Here is a 17,394-nt window from a genome sequence, read left to right as displayed (position 1 = left end):
CGCGGCACACGCACACGCATGCGCATCCTGGCATCCGTTGCCGTCATGGCGTTATCAGCCACGACGGCTTCCGCGCAGCAGGCAAGCGAAGCCGAACCGGCGTGGCGCGCGAGCGCGGTCGCGCTGGTGCCGGCCGGATATGTTGCGGGCAGCTCTTCCAGCACGGATGCCGCCCGCACCACCGGCCACCTCGCGGTCTATGCCGCGAGCGCGGACGACCCGAAGACGCCGGCAAGCGTCTTCGCGCCGCGTCAGATGATGGTCGTGACGCTCAGCAAGGACGGCACGCGCGCGCTGTCGGCCGAACTGAAGCCGCGCGGTCCGAGCGACATCGCTGCCGGAAACGCCGACGGGGCGGACAATGACTTTGCCGCGCGCCAGGCCGAGCTTGACGCGAACCGAAACGCACTGCCCGCTGGCACCGAGCCATGCGACCTCGGCGCCTGGTCGGAGGACAAGGACCTCGCGGGCCTCAACGTGCGCGCCGAGCCGTCGGTGAAGGCACGCGTGCTCGGCAAGCTGCCGCCACCCTACCATCTCAAGATGGGCGGGGCCGAGAACACGCCGGAGGGCGGCTGGCTCACCGAGTTTCGTATCATCGGCTTCAAGGACGGCTGGTTCCTGATCGAGGGCGCGATGCCGCCGGGCAAGGCCTATGAAGATGACAAGCGCTATCCGCGCAACGCGCCAAAGCCTTATGCCGGACGCGGATGGGTTGCCGCCAACAAGGTCGGCGCGAGCTACGCCAACGGCTACACCCGGATGGGCGGGCTGTTCCAGGCGCCCTTCGTCGATGCCAAATGGACGCCGGCGCTGCGCAAGCTCGGCGGTGAGTTCGATACCGACGATGGTCCGAAACGCATCCTCGCCTGCAGCGGGCACTGGGCGCTGGTGGAGAGCCATGACGGCGTGCGCGGCTGGTGGCGCAGCCTGTGCTCCAACCAGGTGACGAACTGCAGCTAGTGTCCTGAATCAAAAGTTCGGCGGACTCCAAATCGACTCGATGATAGCGGACTCTCCTGATTTGGGGAGGATTGGCGATGGGTCGACGCTTTGCTCCGCTGGAGCTTGATGAGGTGGAACGTGCTGAGTTGACATCGTTGGCGTCGCGTCGAAGCACTGCTCAGGCGTTGGCACTGCGGGCTCGGATCGTCCTGGCCTGTGCTGAGGGCGAGCAGAGCAAGGTCGTGGCGGCCCGTTTGGCTGTCGATCCCGACACGGTCGGCAAATGGCGGCGGCGGTTCTCCGAGCATCGGCTTGAAGGTCTTTGGGACGAGCCGCGATCGGGGACGCCACGCACGATTGAGGATGCCCGGATCGAGGCGGTGATCGTTCGCACCCTTGAGACCCAGCCTCCCGGGGCCACCCACTGGAGTTCGCGCAGCATGGCGCGGGCCAGCGGGCTGTCAGTCTCAACAGTACAGCGTATATGGCGCGCTTTCGGCTTGCAGCCGCATCGGTTGGAGACCTTCAAGCTCTCAACCGACCCCGACTTCGTCGCCAAGGTTCGCGACATCGTCGGCCTTTACGTAGCTCCGCCCGAGCGCGCCATCGTACTGTGTGTCGATGAGAAGTCGCAAATCCAGGCGCTGGATCGCAGCCACCCCATGCTGCCCATGCGACCTGGCCAGCCGGCACGCCGTAGTCACGACTACAAACGCCATGGCGTCACCTCGCTGTTTGCCGCCCTCGACGTCGCAACCGGCCGGGTCATTGGCAAATGCTATGGACGCCATCGTGCCAAAGAGTTCGCCGTTGATCCGCAACTGGCTGGCAAAGAGGCCGCGCTGGCACGTCCACCTGACGCCAACCAGCTCATCCTGGCTCAATCAGGTCGAACGCTTCTTTGCACTCATCACCGAGCGTAAGATTAGGCGCGGCATCTATCGCAGTGTGGCGGCGCTACGGGCCGAGATTGCCTCCTTCATCGACCATCACAACGCTGACCCAATGCCGTTCCGATGGACCAAATCGGCTGACGACATTCTCGGCTCAATCGAACGCTTCTGCGCTTACAATCTGCCCGCCAAGGCATAAAATGCCATGAACTTTTGGTTCAGGACACTAGAACCAGATCTGCATCGGCAGATCGTGCGCGTCTCGCGGCGGCGCTTCGGGAACGCTTCCGCATGGTTCGCGCGCAGCCAGCGCCACTGCACACGCATCCAGCACATCGTCGCGCTTTGCGCCGGTGCCGATGCGCACCTCGGTGAGCCAGCGATCGATCTCGCGAAAGCCTGATCGCTTCAGCAGCCTGCAGCGTAGCGCATCGCCCTCCTCCGACTTCTTGCGCGGCAGAGGCTCGCCGCCGTTCAGCTGCAGGAACACCAGCTCGGGATGCACCTCGCGGATATCGCGCGTGGCGTTCGCGCGCACGAACCCGTCGACCTCCATGATCTTCTTGCCGAGATGCCAGAGCTGGCGCGACACACGGGTCTGGCCGCGGCGCAGTGCTTCCGCATTCGCGAGATCGGGATCGTCAAACTGCTGCCACAGCCAGCGCCGCGCGCCGGTGAAGACGCGCGAGGTGTGCGGGCGCAATCTTACGCGCGCGAGAAGGTCGCAATCGCGCTCGCCGTTATCGGTCAGACCGATCGGGATATCGATCCCGGCGCGATCGAACGGACGCGAAAGCGCGCGCGCAATATCGCTGTGAAAGGAAATCGTACGCCGGTCGCCGTCGATGGTGACGGCGACCCAGCCCTTGGAGAACCCGTCGAGGCCGACCGCAATCAACCCCGATCCTCAACCGAGATTCAATTCCTTGAAGAAGTCGTTGCCCTTGTCGTCGATGATGATGAAGGCCGGGAAATCGACCACCTCGATGCGCCAGATCGCTTCCATGCCGAGCTCGGGATACTCGACCACCTCGACCTTCTTGATGCAGTGCTCGGCGAGGTTCGCCGCGGCGCCGCCGATCGAGCCGAGGTAGAAGCCGCCGTGCTTCTTGCAAGCCTCGCGCACCGCGACTGCGCGGTTGCCCTTGGCAACCATCACCATCGAGCCGCCGGCCGCCTGGAACTGGTCGACGAAGGAATCCATGCGTCCCGCCGTGGTCGGGCCGAATGCACCGGAGGCGTAGCCATCGGGCGTCTTGGCGGGACCGGCGTAATAGACCGGATGGTTCTTGAAATAATCCGGCAACGGCTCGCCCTTCTCCAGCCGCTCGCGCAGCTTGGCGTGCGCCGAGTCGCGCGCGACGATCATGGTGCCGGTCATCGAGACGCGGGTCTTGATCGGATATTGCGACAGTGTCGCAAGGATCTCCTTCATCGGCTTGTTGAGGTCGATCTTGACAACCTCGCCGCCGAGCGACCGCTCCACCGCAGGCAGATACTGCGCCGGGTTGTGCTCGAGCTCCTCGAGATAGACGCCATCCCTGGTGATCTTGCCGAGCACCTGGCGGTCCGCCGAACAGGAGACGCCGAGCCCGATCGGCAGCGAGGCGCCGTGGCGCGGCATCCGGATCACGCGCACGTCATGGCAGAAATACTTGCCGCCGAACTGCGCGCCCACCCCCAGGCTTTGCGTCATCTTGAGGATTTCCTGTTCCATCTCGAGATCGCGGAACGCATTGCCGTCGGCCGATCCGTGGGTCGGCAGCGCGTCGAGATAGCGCGCCGAGGCGAGCTTCACGGTCTTCATGCAGAGCTCTGCCGAGGTGCCGCCGATCACGATCGCAAGGTGGTACGGGGGACACGCCGCGGTGCCGAGCGTCAGCACCTTCTCCTTCAGGAAGGCCAGCAGCCGGTCCTTGGTCAGCACCGAGGGCGTCGCCTGGAACAGGAAGCTCTTGTTGGCGCTTCCGCCGCCCTTGGCCATGAACATGAACTTGTAGGCATCATCGCCCTCGGCGTAGATCTCGCACTGCGCCGGCATGTTGTTGGCGGTGTTCTTCTCCTCATACATCGACAAGGGAGCTACCTGCGAGTAGCGCAGATTGCGGCGCAGATAGGCATCGCGCGCGCCTTCGGACAGCGCGGCCTCGTCGTCACCGTCGGTGATGACGTTGCATCCCTTCTTGCCCATGATGATCGCGGTGCCGGTGTCCTGGCACATCGGCAGCACGCCGCCGGCCGCGATGTTGGCATTCTTCAGGAAGTCGAAGGCGACGAACTTGTCGTTGTCGCTGGCTTCCTTGTCCTCGAGGATCGAGCGGAGCTGCTTCAGGTGGCCCGGCCGCAAATAGTGGTTGATGTCGCCGAAGGCGGCCTCGGAAAGCGCCCGCAGCGCCTCCCGCGACACCACGAGCATGTCCTTGCCCAACACCTTCTCGACCCGGACGCCCTCGCTCGTCACCTTCTTGTAGGGCGTGGTGTCGGCACCAAGCGGGAACAGAGGCGTGTGCCTGTAGGGCGGAACGGGCTTCTGCTGGTCGGGAAAAGCTGAGGGGGCGTTCATGAGCTGCTCGTTGGTTTCGAAAGGCCGGTGCCGGCCGCGGGGCCGCCGGCAATGTAGAGCCGTTCTAAGCCTTTTTCCGACAAAGGAAAGGGAAGCGGGCCGCCTTCCAGCCATGCGCGGGACCGGCAATCCACGTGCTATGTTTCATGCCATCGTAATCCCAAGTTGCCACAACGCCGGCAAGCCGCGGAACGGCCAAGGAAACCATCAGGAAGCCATCAGGAGACCTTCATGAAGACAGCGCTTTTCGTCTGGTTCGCGGCGCTGGCCTTGTTGATCGCGATCCCGACCGGCGCCCGATGCCGCCCGCCTCGGCAGGCCCTGCGGCGGCCTTGCCGGACTGCAATGCGGCGGTCGCGGCCAGTTCTGCCAGTTCAAGCCCGTGACCTGCGGCCGCTTCGACCAGACCGGCACCTGCGCGTTCCGCCCGACGATCTGCAACAAGATCTTCAAGCCCGTATGCGGCTGCGACGGCAAGACCTATGGCAATGATTGCGAGCGCCGGGCCGCCGGGGCTTCCAAAGCGCAGGACGGCAGGTGCGCGTCCTGACGTGGCCATATTGACGCGCTCCGCGGGAGCCTGCATGTAGCTTCGCGTACTTTCATACCGCGGGGGGTATTTCGTGACAGCATCGTTGCGCCGACGCTTGCCTTTGAGCATCCGCTCCACTCTGCCGGCCGCGCTGATCGCGCTGGCGACGGTTTTCGTCGCAGCGACCGCGCATGCCGATCCCTGCGTTGATATCGCCAAGCAGCTCGCCGGCCAGATCGACGGACTGAAGGTCAATTTCAGCGCCGCCAACATTACCTACCTCACGCATCCGGCGGCAAAGGAATTGTCGCTCGGCTGCCGCGGCAAGGATTATTCGATCGAGCTCTACGCCAAGACCGATCGCAAGATGAAGCCGGAGTTCTTCAACCTGGTCGGCTCCGCCACCGCGCTGATCTTCACCGTGCCGAAGGACGACGCCGTCACCGGCACCTCGCGCTGCCTGAAGCGCATGGGCATCTTGCGCGGCAACACCATCACGATGCGCTATCGCCGCCTCAACCTCGAATGCACCCGCAACAAGGCCGACGCCTCGATCACGGTTCGCCGCGGCAACAACGAGTGATCAGCCTTCGCTGGTGATGCGCGCGATGGCGTCGAGCACCCGGCCCCATCCCGGGCTCATCATGTCGAAGGCGAAGCGGTTGCCCGGCAGCACGAAGCCGTCATGCACCATCCGCAGATGGGTGCCGCCCTCGACCGGCGTCAGCGTCCAGGTGACGATCGTGTCGAGCTTCGAGCCGTATTCCGGATTGGTATCAGCACCGCCCTTCCAGGAGTAGCGCAACAGGCGCGGCGGATCGCAATCCAGCACCTCGCAATGCACGACACCGTCCCAGTCGCCCATCGGCTTGGTGTGGAAATTGAAGCGATGGCCAACGGCCGGCACGAAATCGTTCGGCATCAGCCATTTCGCGATCCGATCGCTCGTCGTCAGCGTTCGCCAGATCTTCTCGGCCGCGTAGGGCAGCACCTTCTCGACCGTGATCGCGTGCGTCTCACCCATCACTCACTCTCCTTCAACAGCCGTTCCAGATTTGCGAAGCGCTCGGCCCAGAACGTCTCGTAGTGGCCGAGCCAGTCGATCAGCGGACCGAGCCCCTTCGGCGCGATGCGATAATGGATATGCCGGCCCTCGCGCCGCTCGGCGACCAGCCCGGCATCGCGCAGCGCGCGCAGATGTTGCGACACCGCCGGCTGCGACACCTTTGAACCCTGCACCAGGCCGGTCGCGGCGATCTCGCCTTCCCGCGCAATCCGCTCGAACACTGCCCGCCGCGTCGGGTCCGCGAGGGTCTTCAACACATCGGTCAGCTGCGTGGCGGCGGGCATGAAAATATATAAGCAATTGCTTATATGATTGTCAATACGGTCGCGACGCAGGAACGTCTCGCCTGCTCCGAAAGTTGATCGCTGCGGTCGCATGTTTGCCGGGAAAAGGGTGCGATAATATCGACTGGAATCGTGCGGAGCCGCCCATGATCGCAAAGCTCCTTCTGCAGAATACCTTCTTCGTCATCACCATGGCCGTGCTGCTGTTTGCCTTCGCAGGTACGCTGCAGTGGCCCGGCGCGTGGGTCTATCTGATCGCCTCGGCCGTGATCGGCCCGGCCTGCGGGCTCTGGCTCGCCAAGGTCGATCCCGGGCTGCTGGCCGAGCGCATGCGCCTCACCGCGCGTGAAGGCCAGCCCACCGAGGACAAGCGGTTCATGCTGGTGTTCCTGGTCGTTGCCGTGCTGTGGTTCGTCGCGATGGGGCTCGAGCGGCGCTTTGGCGGCGTCAATGACGGCGTGCCGCTGATCGTGCTCGGCCTTGTGCTGTATCTGGTCTCGACCGTGGCGATCCTGTGGGTGTTCCGCACCAACTCGTTCGCCGCGCCAGTCGTGAAGGTGCAGACCGAGCGCGACCATCACGTCATCTCGACCGGTCCCTACGCGCTGGTCCGCCATCCGATGTATACGAGCGTGATGCTGTTCTTCATCGGCGTGCCGCTGACGCTCGGCTCCTGGTGGGGCCTCGCCTTCGTGCCGGTGTTCTTCGTGATGTTTGCGATCCGCACCCGGATTGAGGAGCGCACGCTGGTGACGGGATTGTCAGGCTACGCCGATTATACGGCACGGGTGCGCTACCGCCTCGTGCCCGGGCTGTGGTGAGGGATCATCATGGCGGAGAAGACCTACACCGGCGGTTGCCATTGCGGACAGGTCCGCTTCGAATGCACCACCGATATGGCCATGGTGACGGCCTGCAACTGCTCGATCTGCACCAAGAAGGGCCTGCACTTCGTGTTCATGCCGCCGTCGAGCTTCCAGCTTCGCGCCGGCGCCGAGAACCTCAAGGAATATCTCTTCAACCGCCATGCGATCCGCCATCAACTTTGCGTCGATTGCGGCGTCGACGTGTTCGCGCGCGGCAAGAAGCCCGACGGCACCGACATCGTGGCGCTGAATGTCAGCTGCATCGATGGCATCGATCTGTCGAAGATCGCGATGACGCCGGTGGATGGGCGGAGCCGGTAGCCTTCCACGCCGTCATTCCGGGGCACGCGGAGCGTGAACCCGGAATCCAGAGATTGTGGCGCGAGATTCCGGGTTCGCTTCGCGCCCCGGAATGACGGCGATCACAAATCCAGCGCCTTGTAGCGCCGGAAAATGCCCTCTTCGTTGAAAGGAATCCGCCGCTCGCTGGCCAGATACGTCTGGATGTTCGGCCGCTCGGCGACGCGATCGCGCAGCGCGATCAGGCGCGGGATATTCTTCTCGAATGCCGCCATCCGCTTCGGAAACGCGTAGCGCAGGCCGTCCACGATCTGGAACAGCGACAGGTCGGCGTAGGTCAGCCGGCGGCCGGTGACGAACGCACCTCGGTTGGCCTGCACGAGATCCTCGAAATAGCCGAGATATTTCGGCACCCGCGAATCCCAGAACTCCGCGGAGCGTTTCTTCGCCGGCGCCTTCTGGTCCTCGTAATACAGCGACGGCCCGAGCGGATGATGGGTATCGTGGATCTCCAGCACGAAGTCCGCGATCGTCAGCTGCAGCTGGTGCACCCAGAGCTTTCCGCCCTCCGCCTTCGGCGCCAGGCCGTGGCGCGCGCCGAGATAGAGCAGGATATTGGCGGTCTGCCCGATCACGAGACTGCCGGCCTTGAGGAACGGCGGCGCGAAGGGCGGCGTGCCCTTGTGTGCCTCCATCATCTTCGTCATGGCACCCATGCCGCCCTTGGCGCGCGCGACATCGGTGTAGCCGGCGCCCGCATCCTCGAGCGCGAGGCGGACATATTCGCCGCGGCCCTGGATCATCGGCCAGTAGTAAAGCTGATAGTGCATGCACATACCTCCGAAAACTTCGCCGCATCGCTTCGCTTCACCTCGATCGTAGCCACGCCGCGGTCAGATCGTCCATCGCGCACCGCTGCCTGTGCGAACCGCACAGAGGCTGCTAAGGTTCCAACGTCGAATCTTTCGATGAGGGATCATCTTATGGCGGACAGCAAGAAGAAGCGGGGCGCGGCAGACCGCGCTCTGATCGCGTTGAGCGAGTCCTACGAAGTTGCGTACTGGTCCAAGAAGTTCAAGGTCACGCCGGCGAAGCTGAAGGCCGCGGTCAAGAAGGTCGGGCATTCCGCCAAGAAGGTGGAAGGCCATTTCAAGGAGCAGCGCCACAAGGCCGCCGACCGCGCGCGGATCGCGATCAGCGAGCCCTACGAGGTCCGCTACTGGTCGAAGAAGTTCAAGGTGACCCCTGCCCGGCTCAAGACCGCGGTCGCCGCGGTCGGACATTCCTCGAAGAAGGTCGAAGCCTATTTCGCGGCGAAGAAAAAAACCGCGAAGAAAAAGAAGGCCGCGAAGAAGACCGCAAAGAAGACCGTCAAGCGCAAAAAGAGCTGAGCGCGATCGTGCTATCCCGTCATTGCGAGGCGCGAGGCGACGAAGCAATCCATCGCTCCGGGCCTATGGTAGGATGGATTGCGTCGCTGCACTCGCAATGACGAAGCAGATGCGCTCTCTCAGTTCGCCGCGAAGCAGTACAGCAGGCCGTCGCCGCCGGTGCTCTTCAGGTCAGCCTGCGAGCAGCCGCCGTCGGGACCGCGCGAGGGATGCGACGTGTTCCAGGATTTTGACGGCTCGTCGTCGCGCAGGCCCTTGCGGTCGAAGTGCCCGAGCATGGCGGCGCCTTGTGTGCTGCTTGTCCAGTTCTTGCAGGTGCGGTCCTCGCCGGCCGCAAATGCCGTACCGTCTGCTTGCGAGCCCGTCAGCACGTCGTGGCGGTTCGGCGTGTCGCCGGCACCGTTGACGACCTCGCCCTTCTCGGACAGGGCGGTCTGCTTGGTGAGATTGTTGCCGGCGCTGTGCAGGTCGGCGACGTCCTTGGCGACCACGACGCCCTTTACATTCTTCCACGGTCCCTTGCCGATACGATCGCGCGCATTCTCCGCTGCCTTGCCGTCGGCCGCCTGGGTCGAGAGATAGGCGCGCCAGGTCTTCGGCGCGCCGAAGCCGGCGGCCTGCGCCAGCGTCTGGCAATGATTGTCGGCGCCGGCGAGCCCGCCGAGATTGCCGCCGTTGCCGATGCCGTTGCTGGTCAGGAAGAAGCTGGTGTCGGCGGTCTGCGCCGCCGCCGGCGGCGCCGCCACGACGACGAACGCAAGACAGGCCGGAACCGCGATATGCGCAACGATCTTCATCTCAATCCTCCCGATGGTTGTTATGGTCCGCTGAGATCAACCCGCAGGCCCTCCGGATATTCCGGCGCCGCGACATGTGAATGAAGGCACAAAACAAAGGCGCCGCGGACGAGGCCGCGGCGCCTTGTATCTGTCATTCTCCGGCAACCGATCAGTTGGTCTGCTGGATCGCCGAAAGCTCCCAATTGCCGCCGCGCTGGCGTACGAAGGTCCAGACCTCAGTGACCTCCTCCGGCTGCGTGCTGCCGCCGACCTGACGGCCGGTGCCGCGCTCGAGCATGGTGTCGACCAGCGAGTAGCGCATCGCGACCGTCGCATACTCGCTGTCGCCTTCGCGCCAGGCTTCCGCCAGATCGCCCTGCAGCAGCTTCACATTGGTCACCTTGTTGGTGACGTTGCGCGCCTTGTTCTCCTCGAGATCCTTCGAGAAGTACGACACCATCTCCGGCGTCGCGAGCGTGTGCAGCTTCGCGATGTCCTCGTTCGACCACGCGGTCTGGATGTCGCCGAGCAGCCGTTCGAACGTCTCATAGTCGCCCGGCGCGATCTCGACCGGCGCATTCGATCCGCCGCCGAGCCCGAAGCCGAAGCCCGAGCGGGCGTTCGCCTGCGGACCGGGGCCGACGTCGGGGCCACCGGCATAGGCGGCCGCCGGCGTGTTGCGGCGCTGCCACCACGACATCGCAAGGCGAACCACGAGCACGATCAGACCGATCTGCAGCAAGAGGCCGAGCATCGACGACAGGCCGCCGAGACCCGAGAACAGCCCGCCGCCGAACAGCATGCCGAACAGGCCGGCGCCAAGGAAGCCCGCGGCCAGGCCGCCGAGCAGGCCGCGGCCCATTCCACCGCGACCGAACAGGCCGCCGGAATTCGCCGCCGCCGGCGAGCCCATGTTCGGGCTACCAGGCTGGCTGAAGGTGCGGTTCATCGGCGCAACCGAGCCCGGCGCCGTGTTGGTCGAGGGCGGCGCGGAGAATGTCCGCGAGCCGCGCGAGCCGCCGCCGCCAACGCGGGCGTCGGCCGCCGAAACGGTCATCATCACGGGCAGCGCCAGTGCCATCGCGACGGCGATCGCCCGAACAATTCCACGCGTGCGTTGCGAGAAATTCATGTTGGTTTCCTCAAAGGATTCCCCGGCATGGGGAAACGCCCCTAAGATGGGCAGGGACGGTTAAAAGTGAAGCGGGAAACGGGAACCGCGGCTGCGGCCCTCGGTCGCGGAGATGTGACACTATGGTCCTTGTGGATGCGACGGCGCGTCCTACCGCGGGATGAGGCCCGGTTTCAACCACAGTTACCGCGGAATTTCGCCTCGCACTTGCGAGAAGTAAAGCCGGTTGCCGCGGCAACCGGCTAGTTCGCCGTCATGGTTTCCTTCACCGCGGCGACCAGCTGCGTCAACGTGAAGGGTTTCGGCAGGAACGCGAACTGCTGGTTCTCCGGCAGGCTCTTCTCGAAGGCGTCCTCGGCATAGCCTGAGACGAAGATGATCTTCAGCTCCGCGTTGCGGCTGCGCATTTCCTTCAGCAGCGTCGGGCCGTCCATCTCCGGCATCACGACGTCGGAGACGACGAGATCGACGGCGCCGTTCTTCTCCTCGAACGCCTCCAGCGCCTCGACGCCGTTCGCCGCCTCGATCACGCTGTAGCCGCGCGAACGCAGGCCGCGCGCATTGAGCGAGCGCAAACCGTCCTCGTCCTCGACCAGCAGGATGGTGCCCTGCCCGGTCAGGTCCGGCTTCGGCTTGGCGGCTTCCGTGACGGCGGCGGTTTCCTTGGCCGCACCGTTGCCGGCCTGGGCCTCCGGTGCGACCTCCTGCTGCTGGCGATGCCGCGGCAGATAGATCCGGAACGTGGTGCCGCCGCCCGGCACGGAATCGACATAGACGAAGCCGCCGGTCTGCTTGACGATGCCGTAGACCGTGGACAGGCCGAGACCGGTCCCCTTGCCGACTTCCTTGGTCGAGAAGAACGGCTCGAAGATCTTGTCGATGATCTCGGCCGGAATGCCGGTGCCGGTGTCGGCGATCTCGATCTTCACATAGTCCGCCGCCGGCATGCCCTTGTTGGCGAGTTGGGCGGCTTCCTCGGTCGGCACATTGGCGGTGCGGATGATCAGCTTGCCGCCGTCGGGCATCGCATCGCGCGCGTTGACCGCGAGATTGACCACCACCTGCTCGAACTGCGAGACGTCGACCTTCACCGGCCACAGGTCGCGGCCATGCACGAGGTCGAGTTTGACCTTCTCGCCGATCAGCCGGCGCAGCAGCATTGTGAGGTCGCTCAATGCATCGCCGAGATCGAGCACCTGCGGCCGCAGCGTCTGGCGGCGCGAGAATGCAAGCAGCTGCCGCACCAGCGTCGCGGCGCGGGTGGCGTTCTGCTTGATCTGCATGATGTCCTGGAACGACGGGTCGGTCGGCTTGTGCGCGTTCAGCAGGAAGTCGTTGGCCATCATGATGGCCGACAGCACGTTGTTGAAGTCGTGCGCGATGCCGCCGGCGAGCTGGCCGACCATCTCCATCTTCTGCGACTGGTTGATCTGGTTTTCCAGCGCGCGCCGCTCGGTGGTTTCGAGCATGTAGACGATCGCTGTCTCGGCGTCGCGCTCGTCCTTCTCGACGGTGGTGACGAAGAACTGGGCAAAGCGCTCCTTGGGCCCGTCGAGCATCACCTCGACCGGCGCGATGTCGCCCTGGCCCTCGGCCGCCTGGTTGATCGCGGCGATCAGCAGGCCGCGGTCGCGCGGATTGACGGCGCGGAAGATCGACTTGGCGGCGCCGCCGTCGCCGTTCAGGCCCTGCGCCAGCTTGGCATAGCGCGCATTGGCGCCGACCACATTGCCGCCGCGATCGACGGTCGCGATCGCCATCGGCGTATGGTCGAAGAAACGCATGAAGCGCACCTCGGCGGCGCGCTCCGGATCAGAATGCTCGTCGCGGGCGCGGCTGATCACCAGCGTGCGCGAGGCGCCCGCCGCGCCGTCGGAGCCGAAAGCGAGCTTGTGATAGAGCCGCACCGGCACGGTCTTGCCGCCGCGCATCCGCAGGTCGATGTCGAACACCTCGGTCTTGACCTCGCCCGGCACCGCCGCAATCGAGGTCAACAGCGCCGCGCCGTCGCCCGAGACGATGTCGGTCAGTTTCAGGCCGCCCGAGCCGATCTCGGCCAGATCGTAGTCCAGCCAGTTGGCCAGCGTGGCGTTGACATAGGCGATCTCGCCGGCCGGATTGACCGAGAAGAAGCCGCATGGCGCGTGATCGAGATATTCGATCGCGTGCCGCAACTCCTGGAACACGTCTTCCTGGCGCTCGCGGTCGCGGGTGACGTCGGCGATCGACCAAACCGCATATTTCGCATCGCGCTTGCCCTCGCCGAGCGGGCGTACCCGCAGGCGCAGCCAGCGGCCCTGGCCGGCCTCGTGGCCGGCGAGGCGGACCTCCTCCTGCTGCCGCTTGCCCTCGCGCGCAGCCTTCAAAAGGCGGAACACGGCCTCGGAGACGTCGGGGTTGCCGATGAAGACGCGCTCGACCGGACGGACCTCCTGCGGCCCGGCCGCGCCGGTCAGCGTGAGATAGGCGGCGTTGGAATAGACCACGTGGCCGCGGGAGTCGGTGACGACGAGCCCTTCCTGGGCCTGGTCGGCGATCCGCGCCATCACCGGATCATCGGTGGCGCGGTCGGAGAAGCGGATGATGCCGGCGGCAAGGGCGAACAGGTTGAACAGCCCGACGGTGGCGAGCAGCGCCAGCACGCCGAGAATATAGGGCTGCGCCTCGGTGCGGCCGATGGTCATCAGCCAGACCGCCACCGCGACGATGCCGGCGGCGATCAGGACCACCAGCAGGATGCTGCCGTTCCGCCGCGCTGGCCCGTGGGCCACGAAAGGCTCGGTCACGGAAGGATCGTTGCTATCGGCGGTCATCTGGAGAGACATGGCTCGTCTGCATCACGAAGGCGACCGGCCGGCCACCTCGCCCCTGAGTGCCTGAATCGGACCCGAAAACGCAAGTCCAACAGGCGGCAATTTCGCAAGTTACGCGCATTTCAAGCGGGTTTTCCGCCCCTTACTGCCGCAGGCCGGACAGGCCGCGCCTCAGCCGCATCACGTAGCCGATGATTTCGGCAACCGCGTGATAGTGCTCGACCGGGATCTCCCGGTCGAGCTCGACCGTCGCATAGAGCGCCCGGGCCAGCGCCACGTTCTCCACGATCGGAATGTCGTGCTCCTTGGCGATCTCGCGGATCTTGAAGGCAAGATTGTCGACGCCCTTGGCGACGCAGATCGGCGCCGACATGCTGCGGTCGTAGGCCAGCGCCACCGAATAGTGGGTCGGGTTGGTGATGATCACCGAGGCCTTCGGAACCTGGGCCATCATGCGCTTCTTGGCGCGCTGGACCCGCAATTGCTTGATCCTGCCCTTGACGTGCGGGTCGCCTTCCGACTGCTTGAACTCCTCCTTCATCTCCTGCAGCGACATCTTGTGACGCTCGTACCAGGTCCGGTACTGGAAGAAGTAATCGGCGATCGCGACCGCAGCGAGGATGGCCACCACCGCCGCCAGCAGATGCACCGTCATGCCGGTGATGGCGGGCAGCAGCTCGGCCGGATCGACCCGCAGGAAGGATTCCATCCGCATCCGGTCGGGCCACAGCACCGCGACCATCACGGCGCCGAGCGCAATCAGCTTGAACAGGCCCTTCAGGAAATTCGCCACCGCCTGCTTGCCGAACAGCCGCTTGAAGCCGGCAGCCGGCGAGATCTTGGAGAATTTCGGCTTCAGCTGCTCGCCCGACCACACCAGCTGATGCTGCACCATGTTGCCCGCGATCGCGGCCAGCGCCAGCAACAGGAACGGCACGCCGATCGCGGCGACCACCGCGTAGCCGAGCGACTGGGTCAGCGCCAGCAGGCCGGCACCGTCGGTGCGGATCATCCATGAATTGGCAATCAGGTTACGCAGCGGCATCAGGATGCCGCTGCCGATCGAACCCGAGAAGGTCGACAACACCAAGGTGCCGCCGGCGATCACGAACCAGGTGTTGACCTCCTGGCTCTTGGCGACGTCACCTTTCTCGAGGGCTTCATCGAGACGTTTTTGCGTAGGGTCTTCTGTTTTGTCTTCGGTATCGTCCGCCACTGCTTCTCCACCTAGTTCATCGGAGCGAGCTGGCGCATGACGCCGAGGAAATAGTCGAGATAGGTGTTCATCATCGCGGCGAGCACGACGCCGAAGATCAGGAACCCGACCATGATCGAGAGCGGCACGCCGACGAAATAGACCTGCATCTGCGGCATCAGCCGCGCCAGCACGCCAAGCCCGATGTTGAAGACCAGGCCGAACACCAGGAACGGCGCGGACAGCTGCAGGCCGATCTTGAAGGCGGCGGAGAAGGCCGAGGTCGCAAGCGCTGCGACATCGCCGGTCGGCATGATCTCGCCCGGCGAGAAGATGCGGTAGCTCTCGCTCAGCGCCGCAATGACGAGATAGTGGCTGTCGGTCGCAAACAGCAGCGTGAGGCCGAGGATGGTGAGGAAGTTGCCGATAATCTGGCCCTGCTGCCCCTGGGTCGGATCGACCGCGGTGACGAAGCCGAGGCCGAGCTGCTGCGCGATCACGGAGCCCGCGACGTTGAGCGCCGACAGCGTCACCCGCGCGGTCGCGCCGAGCACGATGCCGATGATGAGCTCATGCACCATCAGGACGCCGAGCGAGGAGATCGACGTCAGGTCGACATGATAGGCGTTGCGATGCAGGGGAAGGATGATCAGCGTCAGCAACAGCGCGATCGACAGTTTGACCCGCGCCGGGATGTTGCTCTCGCCGAAACCGGGCAGCAGCATCACCATCGCGCCCACGCGCGCGAAGACCAGCACGAAGATCGCGGCCAGCGCCGGCAGCAGGGAGACATCGATGCGCATGACCGCGGCATTAGTGCATCAACCGCCGATGATTCGCGATGAAATCCGCATCATGTGGCTACTGAGCGAGTCCGCCATGAACGGCAGCGCCAGCAGCAATGTGACGAAGATCGCGAGGATCTTCGGCACGAAAATCAGGGTCTGCTCCTGGATCTGCGTCAGCGCCTGGAACAGCGACACCACGACGCCGACCACGAGGCCGACCACCATCAGGGGCGATGACACCACCACGATGGTCCAGATCGCATCGCGCGCCACGTCGAGGGTTTCGGGGCCGGTCATTGTTGAGTTCTCGCTGTCAGTTGTTTGCACCGTCGTTCCGGGGCGATGCAACGCATCGAACCCGGAACCTCGAGATCTTTGATGTGCAATTGCACATCTGAGGCTCGATGCTGCGCATCGCCCCGGGATGACGTCGCAAGCGACGTCAGATCGGCATCTTCATGATGTCTTCATAGGCCTGGATCACGCGGTCGCGCACCGAGACCAGCGTCGACACCGCAACGTCGGTGTCGGCGACCGCCGTCACCACATCCATCACGTTCGCCTTGCCCGAGGTCATCGCCATGGTCTGCGCGTCGGACTTCTTGCCCGCCTCCAGGACGCTGCCGACGGAGTCCTTCAGCAGCGCGCTGAAGGATGGGCCGGCGACGGCCTGCCCGGCCTTCTCGGCGCCGCCGCGCTCCATCATCTTGGCGAGGTTGGCGTAGGCGTTGGCGGCGACTGTCGGTGAAGCCATGATTTACGTTCCCTGTTCTTGTTGCGTCAGGACTTGAGGATGTCGAGCGTGCGCTGGATCATCCGCCGCGTCGCGCTGATGATGTTGAGGTTGGCCTCGTAGGAGCGCTGGGCGTCGCGCATGTCGGTCATTTCGACCATCGCATTGACGTTCGGATATTTGACGTTGCCCGAGGCGTCCGCCGCCGGATTGCCCGGCTCGTGCTTGACCCGGAACGAAGACTGGTCGGGGCGGATCCGGCCCAGCGCCACGACCTGGGCGTCGAGCGTGCGATCGAGCGTGGAGGAGAAGGTCGGCACCTTGCGGCGGTAAGGGTCGCCGCCCGCGGTCTGCGCCGTCGAATCGGCATTGGCGATATTTTCCGAGATCACCCGCATGCGCCCCGCCTGCGCCCGCAGGCCTGAGGTTGCGATGCTCATCGAGCGGGCGAAATCGCTTGTTCCATCTGCCATGGGATCCTCCTGCCGCCGTCAGGCGGGCTAACCCTTGCTCTAGCCCTTGCCGATCGCAGTCTTCAGCAGATGCAGGCTGCGGCTGTAGAGCGAGGTGACGGCCGCATAGTCCATCTGGTTGGCCGACACTTTCAGCATCTGCTCCTCGAGATTGACCGCGTTGCCGGCCGGACGGGTCTGGAACCCGCTCTTGCCGCGATCGTTGTCGAAGCTGTCGGGCGCGCCGGACGCCGCCATGTGGGTAGCGCTGGTCTGCATCATCGGCAGCGTCCCCACGCCGCCGCCAACCGTGGCGCCGGCCCGGTCGAACTTCGGCTCGGCCAGGTCCCGCGGCCGGAAGTTCGGCGTGTCGGAATTGGAAATGTTCTCGGCGAGCACCCGCTGGCGCTCCTGGTGCCACTGCATCTTGGTGCGCAACGCCGACAGGATCGGGAGATCGTTCATGGCCATCGCCGCGGCTCCGTTAACCTCAGGGCTCTTCCGAGGTAGGCAGAATTTGCCCGGTGTATGGTTAACGGGTGGTTAAAATGCCGGACGGATCCGTGGAGAACGCCGCAACTGCGGCCTGCGAGCGCATTTTCGCCACGAATGCTGCGTTAACCAGCACAAACCAAGACAGCGTGGGGCGCTGAGAAGTCGTT

General features: G+C 64.7%; 20 protein-coding genes and 1 pseudogene. 6 read left to right on the top strand and 15 right to left on the bottom strand.

Features of this window, described 5'->3' with window-relative positions:
- Window positions 1-18 precede the first annotated feature (18 nt).
- Window positions 19-963, top strand: coding sequence for an SH3 domain-containing protein (locus ACVWZM_RS35085; protein ID WP_456848847.1), 945 nt, complete (start codon window positions 19-21; stop codon window positions 961-963).
- A 77-nt stretch (window positions 964-1,040) separates the two neighbouring features.
- Window positions 1,041-2,037, top strand: a pseudogene (locus tag ACVWZM_RS35080) (IS630 family transposase).
- A gap of 27 nt (window positions 2,038-2,064) precedes the next feature.
- Here the strand turns inward: ACVWZM_RS35080 and ACVWZM_RS35075 are convergent.
- The 3 genes from ACVWZM_RS35075 to ACVWZM_RS35065 all read right to left on the bottom strand — a co-directional run bounded on the left by ACVWZM_RS35075 (window position 2,065) and on the right by ACVWZM_RS35065 (window position 5,062).
- Complete coding sequence (locus ACVWZM_RS35075) at window positions 2,065-2,736, bottom strand: DUF429 domain-containing protein (protein WP_456848849.1); 672 nt, start codon at window positions 2,734-2,736, stop codon at window positions 2,065-2,067.
- A 9-nt stretch (window positions 2,737-2,745) separates the two neighbouring features.
- On the bottom strand, window positions 2,746-4,401 hold the full coding sequence (locus tag ACVWZM_RS35070) for a fumarate hydratase (RefSeq protein WP_253623702.1): 1,656 nt from the start codon (window positions 4,399-4,401) through the stop codon (window positions 2,746-2,748).
- A 229-nt stretch (window positions 4,402-4,630) separates the two neighbouring features.
- Window positions 4,631-5,062, bottom strand: coding sequence for a hypothetical protein (locus tag ACVWZM_RS35065; protein WP_456855746.1), 432 nt, complete (start codon window positions 5,060-5,062; stop codon window positions 4,631-4,633).
- On the opposite strand from ACVWZM_RS35065, the gene ACVWZM_RS35060 reads away from it, so the two are divergent.
- Window positions 5,061-5,516 carry a hypothetical protein gene (locus ACVWZM_RS35060; RefSeq protein WP_456856825.1) on the top strand — a complete coding sequence of 152 codons (456 nt, stop codon included), beginning with the start codon at window positions 5,061-5,063 and terminating at the stop codon, window positions 5,514-5,516. The genes ACVWZM_RS35065 and ACVWZM_RS35060 overlap by 2 nt on opposite strands.
- On the opposite strand, the gene ACVWZM_RS35055 is transcribed toward ACVWZM_RS35060, so the two are convergent.
- Both ACVWZM_RS35055 and ACVWZM_RS35050 read right to left on the bottom strand, forming a co-directional pair.
- Window positions 5,517-5,957 (bottom strand): SRPBCC family protein, encoded by a 441-nt coding sequence (locus ACVWZM_RS35055; RefSeq protein ID WP_057018341.1) that lies wholly within the window; start codon window positions 5,955-5,957, stop codon window positions 5,517-5,519. It abuts the gene before it with no gap.
- Entirely contained in the window at window positions 5,957-6,283 is a 327-nt protein-coding gene (locus tag ACVWZM_RS35050; RefSeq protein WP_028339820.1) for an ArsR/SmtB family transcription factor, read from the bottom strand. Before ACVWZM_RS35050 ends, ACVWZM_RS35055 begins: the two co-directional genes overlap by 1 nt.
- 146 nt (window positions 6,284-6,429) lie before the next feature.
- Between ACVWZM_RS35050 and ACVWZM_RS35045 the strand changes: the two genes are divergently transcribed.
- A complete protein-coding gene (locus ACVWZM_RS35045) occupies window positions 6,430-7,104 on the top strand; it encodes a methyltransferase family protein (protein WP_456855745.1) in 675 nt (224 codons plus the stop codon).
- A gap of 9 nt (window positions 7,105-7,113) precedes the next feature.
- On the top strand, window positions 7,114-7,470 hold the full coding sequence (locus ACVWZM_RS35040) for a GFA family protein (protein ID WP_057018339.1): 357 nt from the start codon (window positions 7,114-7,116) through the stop codon (window positions 7,468-7,470).
- 101 nt (window positions 7,471-7,571) lie between these two features.
- Here ACVWZM_RS35040 and ACVWZM_RS35035 read toward each other — a convergent pair whose 3' ends face one another.
- Window positions 7,572-8,279, bottom strand: a complete 708-nt coding sequence (locus ACVWZM_RS35035; protein WP_456855744.1) for a glutathione S-transferase — start codon at window positions 8,277-8,279, stop codon at window positions 7,572-7,574.
- Between the two features lie 153 nt (window positions 8,280-8,432).
- Here ACVWZM_RS35035 and ACVWZM_RS35030 point away from each other — a divergent pair, with 153 nt between their 5' ends.
- Window positions 8,433-8,840, top strand: a complete 408-nt coding sequence (locus tag ACVWZM_RS35030) for a DUF3606 domain-containing protein (protein WP_076825623.1) — start codon at window positions 8,433-8,435, stop codon at window positions 8,838-8,840.
- Between the two features lie 119 nt (window positions 8,841-8,959).
- Here ACVWZM_RS35030 and ACVWZM_RS35025 read toward each other — a convergent pair whose 3' ends face one another.
- From ACVWZM_RS35025 to flgB, 9 genes are all read right to left on the bottom strand, one after another.
- Entirely contained in the window at window positions 8,960-9,637 is a 678-nt protein-coding gene (locus ACVWZM_RS35025) for a lectin (RefSeq protein WP_076825625.1), read from the bottom strand.
- A 151-nt stretch (window positions 9,638-9,788) separates the two neighbouring features.
- Window positions 9,789-10,751: a Tim44 domain-containing protein gene (locus ACVWZM_RS35020; protein ID WP_456855743.1), complete on the bottom strand. Its 963-nt coding sequence runs from the start codon at window positions 10,749-10,751 to the stop codon at window positions 9,789-9,791.
- 242 nt (window positions 10,752-10,993) lie between these two features.
- Window positions 10,994-13,564 (bottom strand): cell cycle histidine kinase CckA, encoded by a 2,571-nt coding sequence (gene cckA / locus ACVWZM_RS35015; protein ID WP_253641020.1) that lies wholly within the window; start codon window positions 13,562-13,564, stop codon window positions 10,994-10,996.
- 142 nt (window positions 13,565-13,706) lie between these two features.
- On the bottom strand, window positions 13,707-14,780 hold the full coding sequence (gene flhB / locus ACVWZM_RS35010; RefSeq protein ID WP_057018335.1) for a flagellar biosynthesis protein FlhB: 1,074 nt from the start codon (window positions 14,778-14,780) through the stop codon (window positions 13,707-13,709).
- An 11-nt stretch (window positions 14,781-14,791) separates the two neighbouring features.
- A complete protein-coding gene (fliR, locus tag ACVWZM_RS35005; RefSeq protein WP_016844767.1) occupies window positions 14,792-15,562 on the bottom strand; it encodes a flagellar biosynthetic protein FliR in 771 nt (256 codons plus the stop codon).
- A gap of 18 nt (window positions 15,563-15,580) precedes the next feature.
- Entirely contained in the window at window positions 15,581-15,844 is a 264-nt protein-coding gene (gene fliQ, locus ACVWZM_RS35000) for a flagellar biosynthesis protein FliQ (protein WP_016844766.1), read from the bottom strand.
- Window positions 15,845-15,989: 145 nt separating this feature from the next.
- Window positions 15,990-16,301 carry a flagellar hook-basal body complex protein FliE gene (gene fliE, locus ACVWZM_RS34995; RefSeq protein ID WP_057018333.1) on the bottom strand — a complete coding sequence of 104 codons (312 nt, stop codon included), beginning with the start codon at window positions 16,299-16,301 and terminating at the stop codon, window positions 15,990-15,992.
- A 26-nt stretch (window positions 16,302-16,327) separates the two neighbouring features.
- Window positions 16,328-16,753 carry a flagellar basal body rod protein FlgC gene (gene flgC, locus ACVWZM_RS34990; protein WP_018272466.1) on the bottom strand — a complete coding sequence of 142 codons (426 nt, stop codon included), beginning with the start codon at window positions 16,751-16,753 and terminating at the stop codon, window positions 16,328-16,330.
- Between the two features lie 39 nt (window positions 16,754-16,792).
- Entirely contained in the window at window positions 16,793-17,203 is a 411-nt protein-coding gene (flgB, locus tag ACVWZM_RS34985; RefSeq protein ID WP_076825629.1) for a flagellar basal body rod protein FlgB, read from the bottom strand.
- Between the last annotated feature and the right edge of the window lie 191 nt (window positions 17,204-17,394).

This window comes from Bradyrhizobium sp. USDA 4501, from assembly GCF_054062115.1.
This window is presented reverse-complemented; position numbering and strand designations above follow the sequence as displayed.

Coding starts and splice junctions, on each gene's coding strand:
- ACVWZM_RS35085 (WP_456848847.1), top strand. CDS start 19: ATGCGCATCCTGGCATCCGTTGCCGTCATGGCGTTATCAGCCACGACG.
- ACVWZM_RS35070 (WP_253623702.1), bottom strand. CDS start 4,401: ATGAACGCCCCCTCAGCTTTTCCCGACCAGCAGAAGCCCGTTCCGCCC.
- ACVWZM_RS35065 (WP_456855746.1), bottom strand. CDS start 5,062: ATGCTCAAAGGCAAGCGTCGGCGCAACGATGCTGTCACGAAATACCCC.
- ACVWZM_RS35055 (WP_057018341.1), bottom strand. CDS start 5,957: ATGGGTGAGACGCACGCGATCACGGTCGAGAAGGTGCTGCCCTACGCG.
- ACVWZM_RS35050 (WP_028339820.1), bottom strand. CDS start 6,283: ATGCCCGCCGCCACGCAGCTGACCGATGTGTTGAAGACCCTCGCGGAC.
- ACVWZM_RS35045 (WP_456855745.1), top strand. CDS start 6,430: ATGATCGCAAAGCTCCTTCTGCAGAATACCTTCTTCGTCATCACCATG.
- ACVWZM_RS35040 (WP_057018339.1), top strand. CDS start 7,114: ATGGCGGAGAAGACCTACACCGGCGGTTGCCATTGCGGACAGGTCCGC.
- ACVWZM_RS35035 (WP_456855744.1), bottom strand. CDS start 8,279: ATGCACTATCAGCTTTACTACTGGCCGATGATCCAGGGCCGCGGCGAA.
- ACVWZM_RS35030 (WP_076825623.1), top strand. CDS start 8,433: ATGGCGGACAGCAAGAAGAAGCGGGGCGCGGCAGACCGCGCTCTGATC.
- ACVWZM_RS35025 (WP_076825625.1), bottom strand. CDS start 9,637: ATGAAGATCGTTGCGCATATCGCGGTTCCGGCCTGTCTTGCGTTCGTC.
- ACVWZM_RS35020 (WP_456855743.1), bottom strand. CDS start 10,751: ATGAATTTCTCGCAACGCACGCGTGGAATTGTTCGGGCGATCGCCGTC.
- cckA (WP_253641020.1), bottom strand. CDS start 13,564: ATGACCGCCGATAGCAACGATCCTTCCGTGACCGAGCCTTTCGTGGCC.
- fliR (WP_016844767.1), bottom strand. CDS start 15,562: ATGCGCATCGATGTCTCCCTGCTGCCGGCGCTGGCCGCGATCTTCGTG.
- fliQ (WP_016844766.1), bottom strand. CDS start 15,844: ATGACCGGCCCCGAAACCCTCGACGTGGCGCGCGATGCGATCTGGACC.
- fliE (WP_057018333.1), bottom strand. CDS start 16,301: ATGGCTTCACCGACAGTCGCCGCCAACGCCTACGCCAACCTCGCCAAG.
- flgC (WP_018272466.1), bottom strand. CDS start 16,753: ATGGCAGATGGAACAAGCGATTTCGCCCGCTCGATGAGCATCGCAACC.
- flgB (WP_076825629.1), bottom strand. CDS start 17,203: ATGGCCATGAACGATCTCCCGATCCTGTCGGCGTTGCGCACCAAGATG.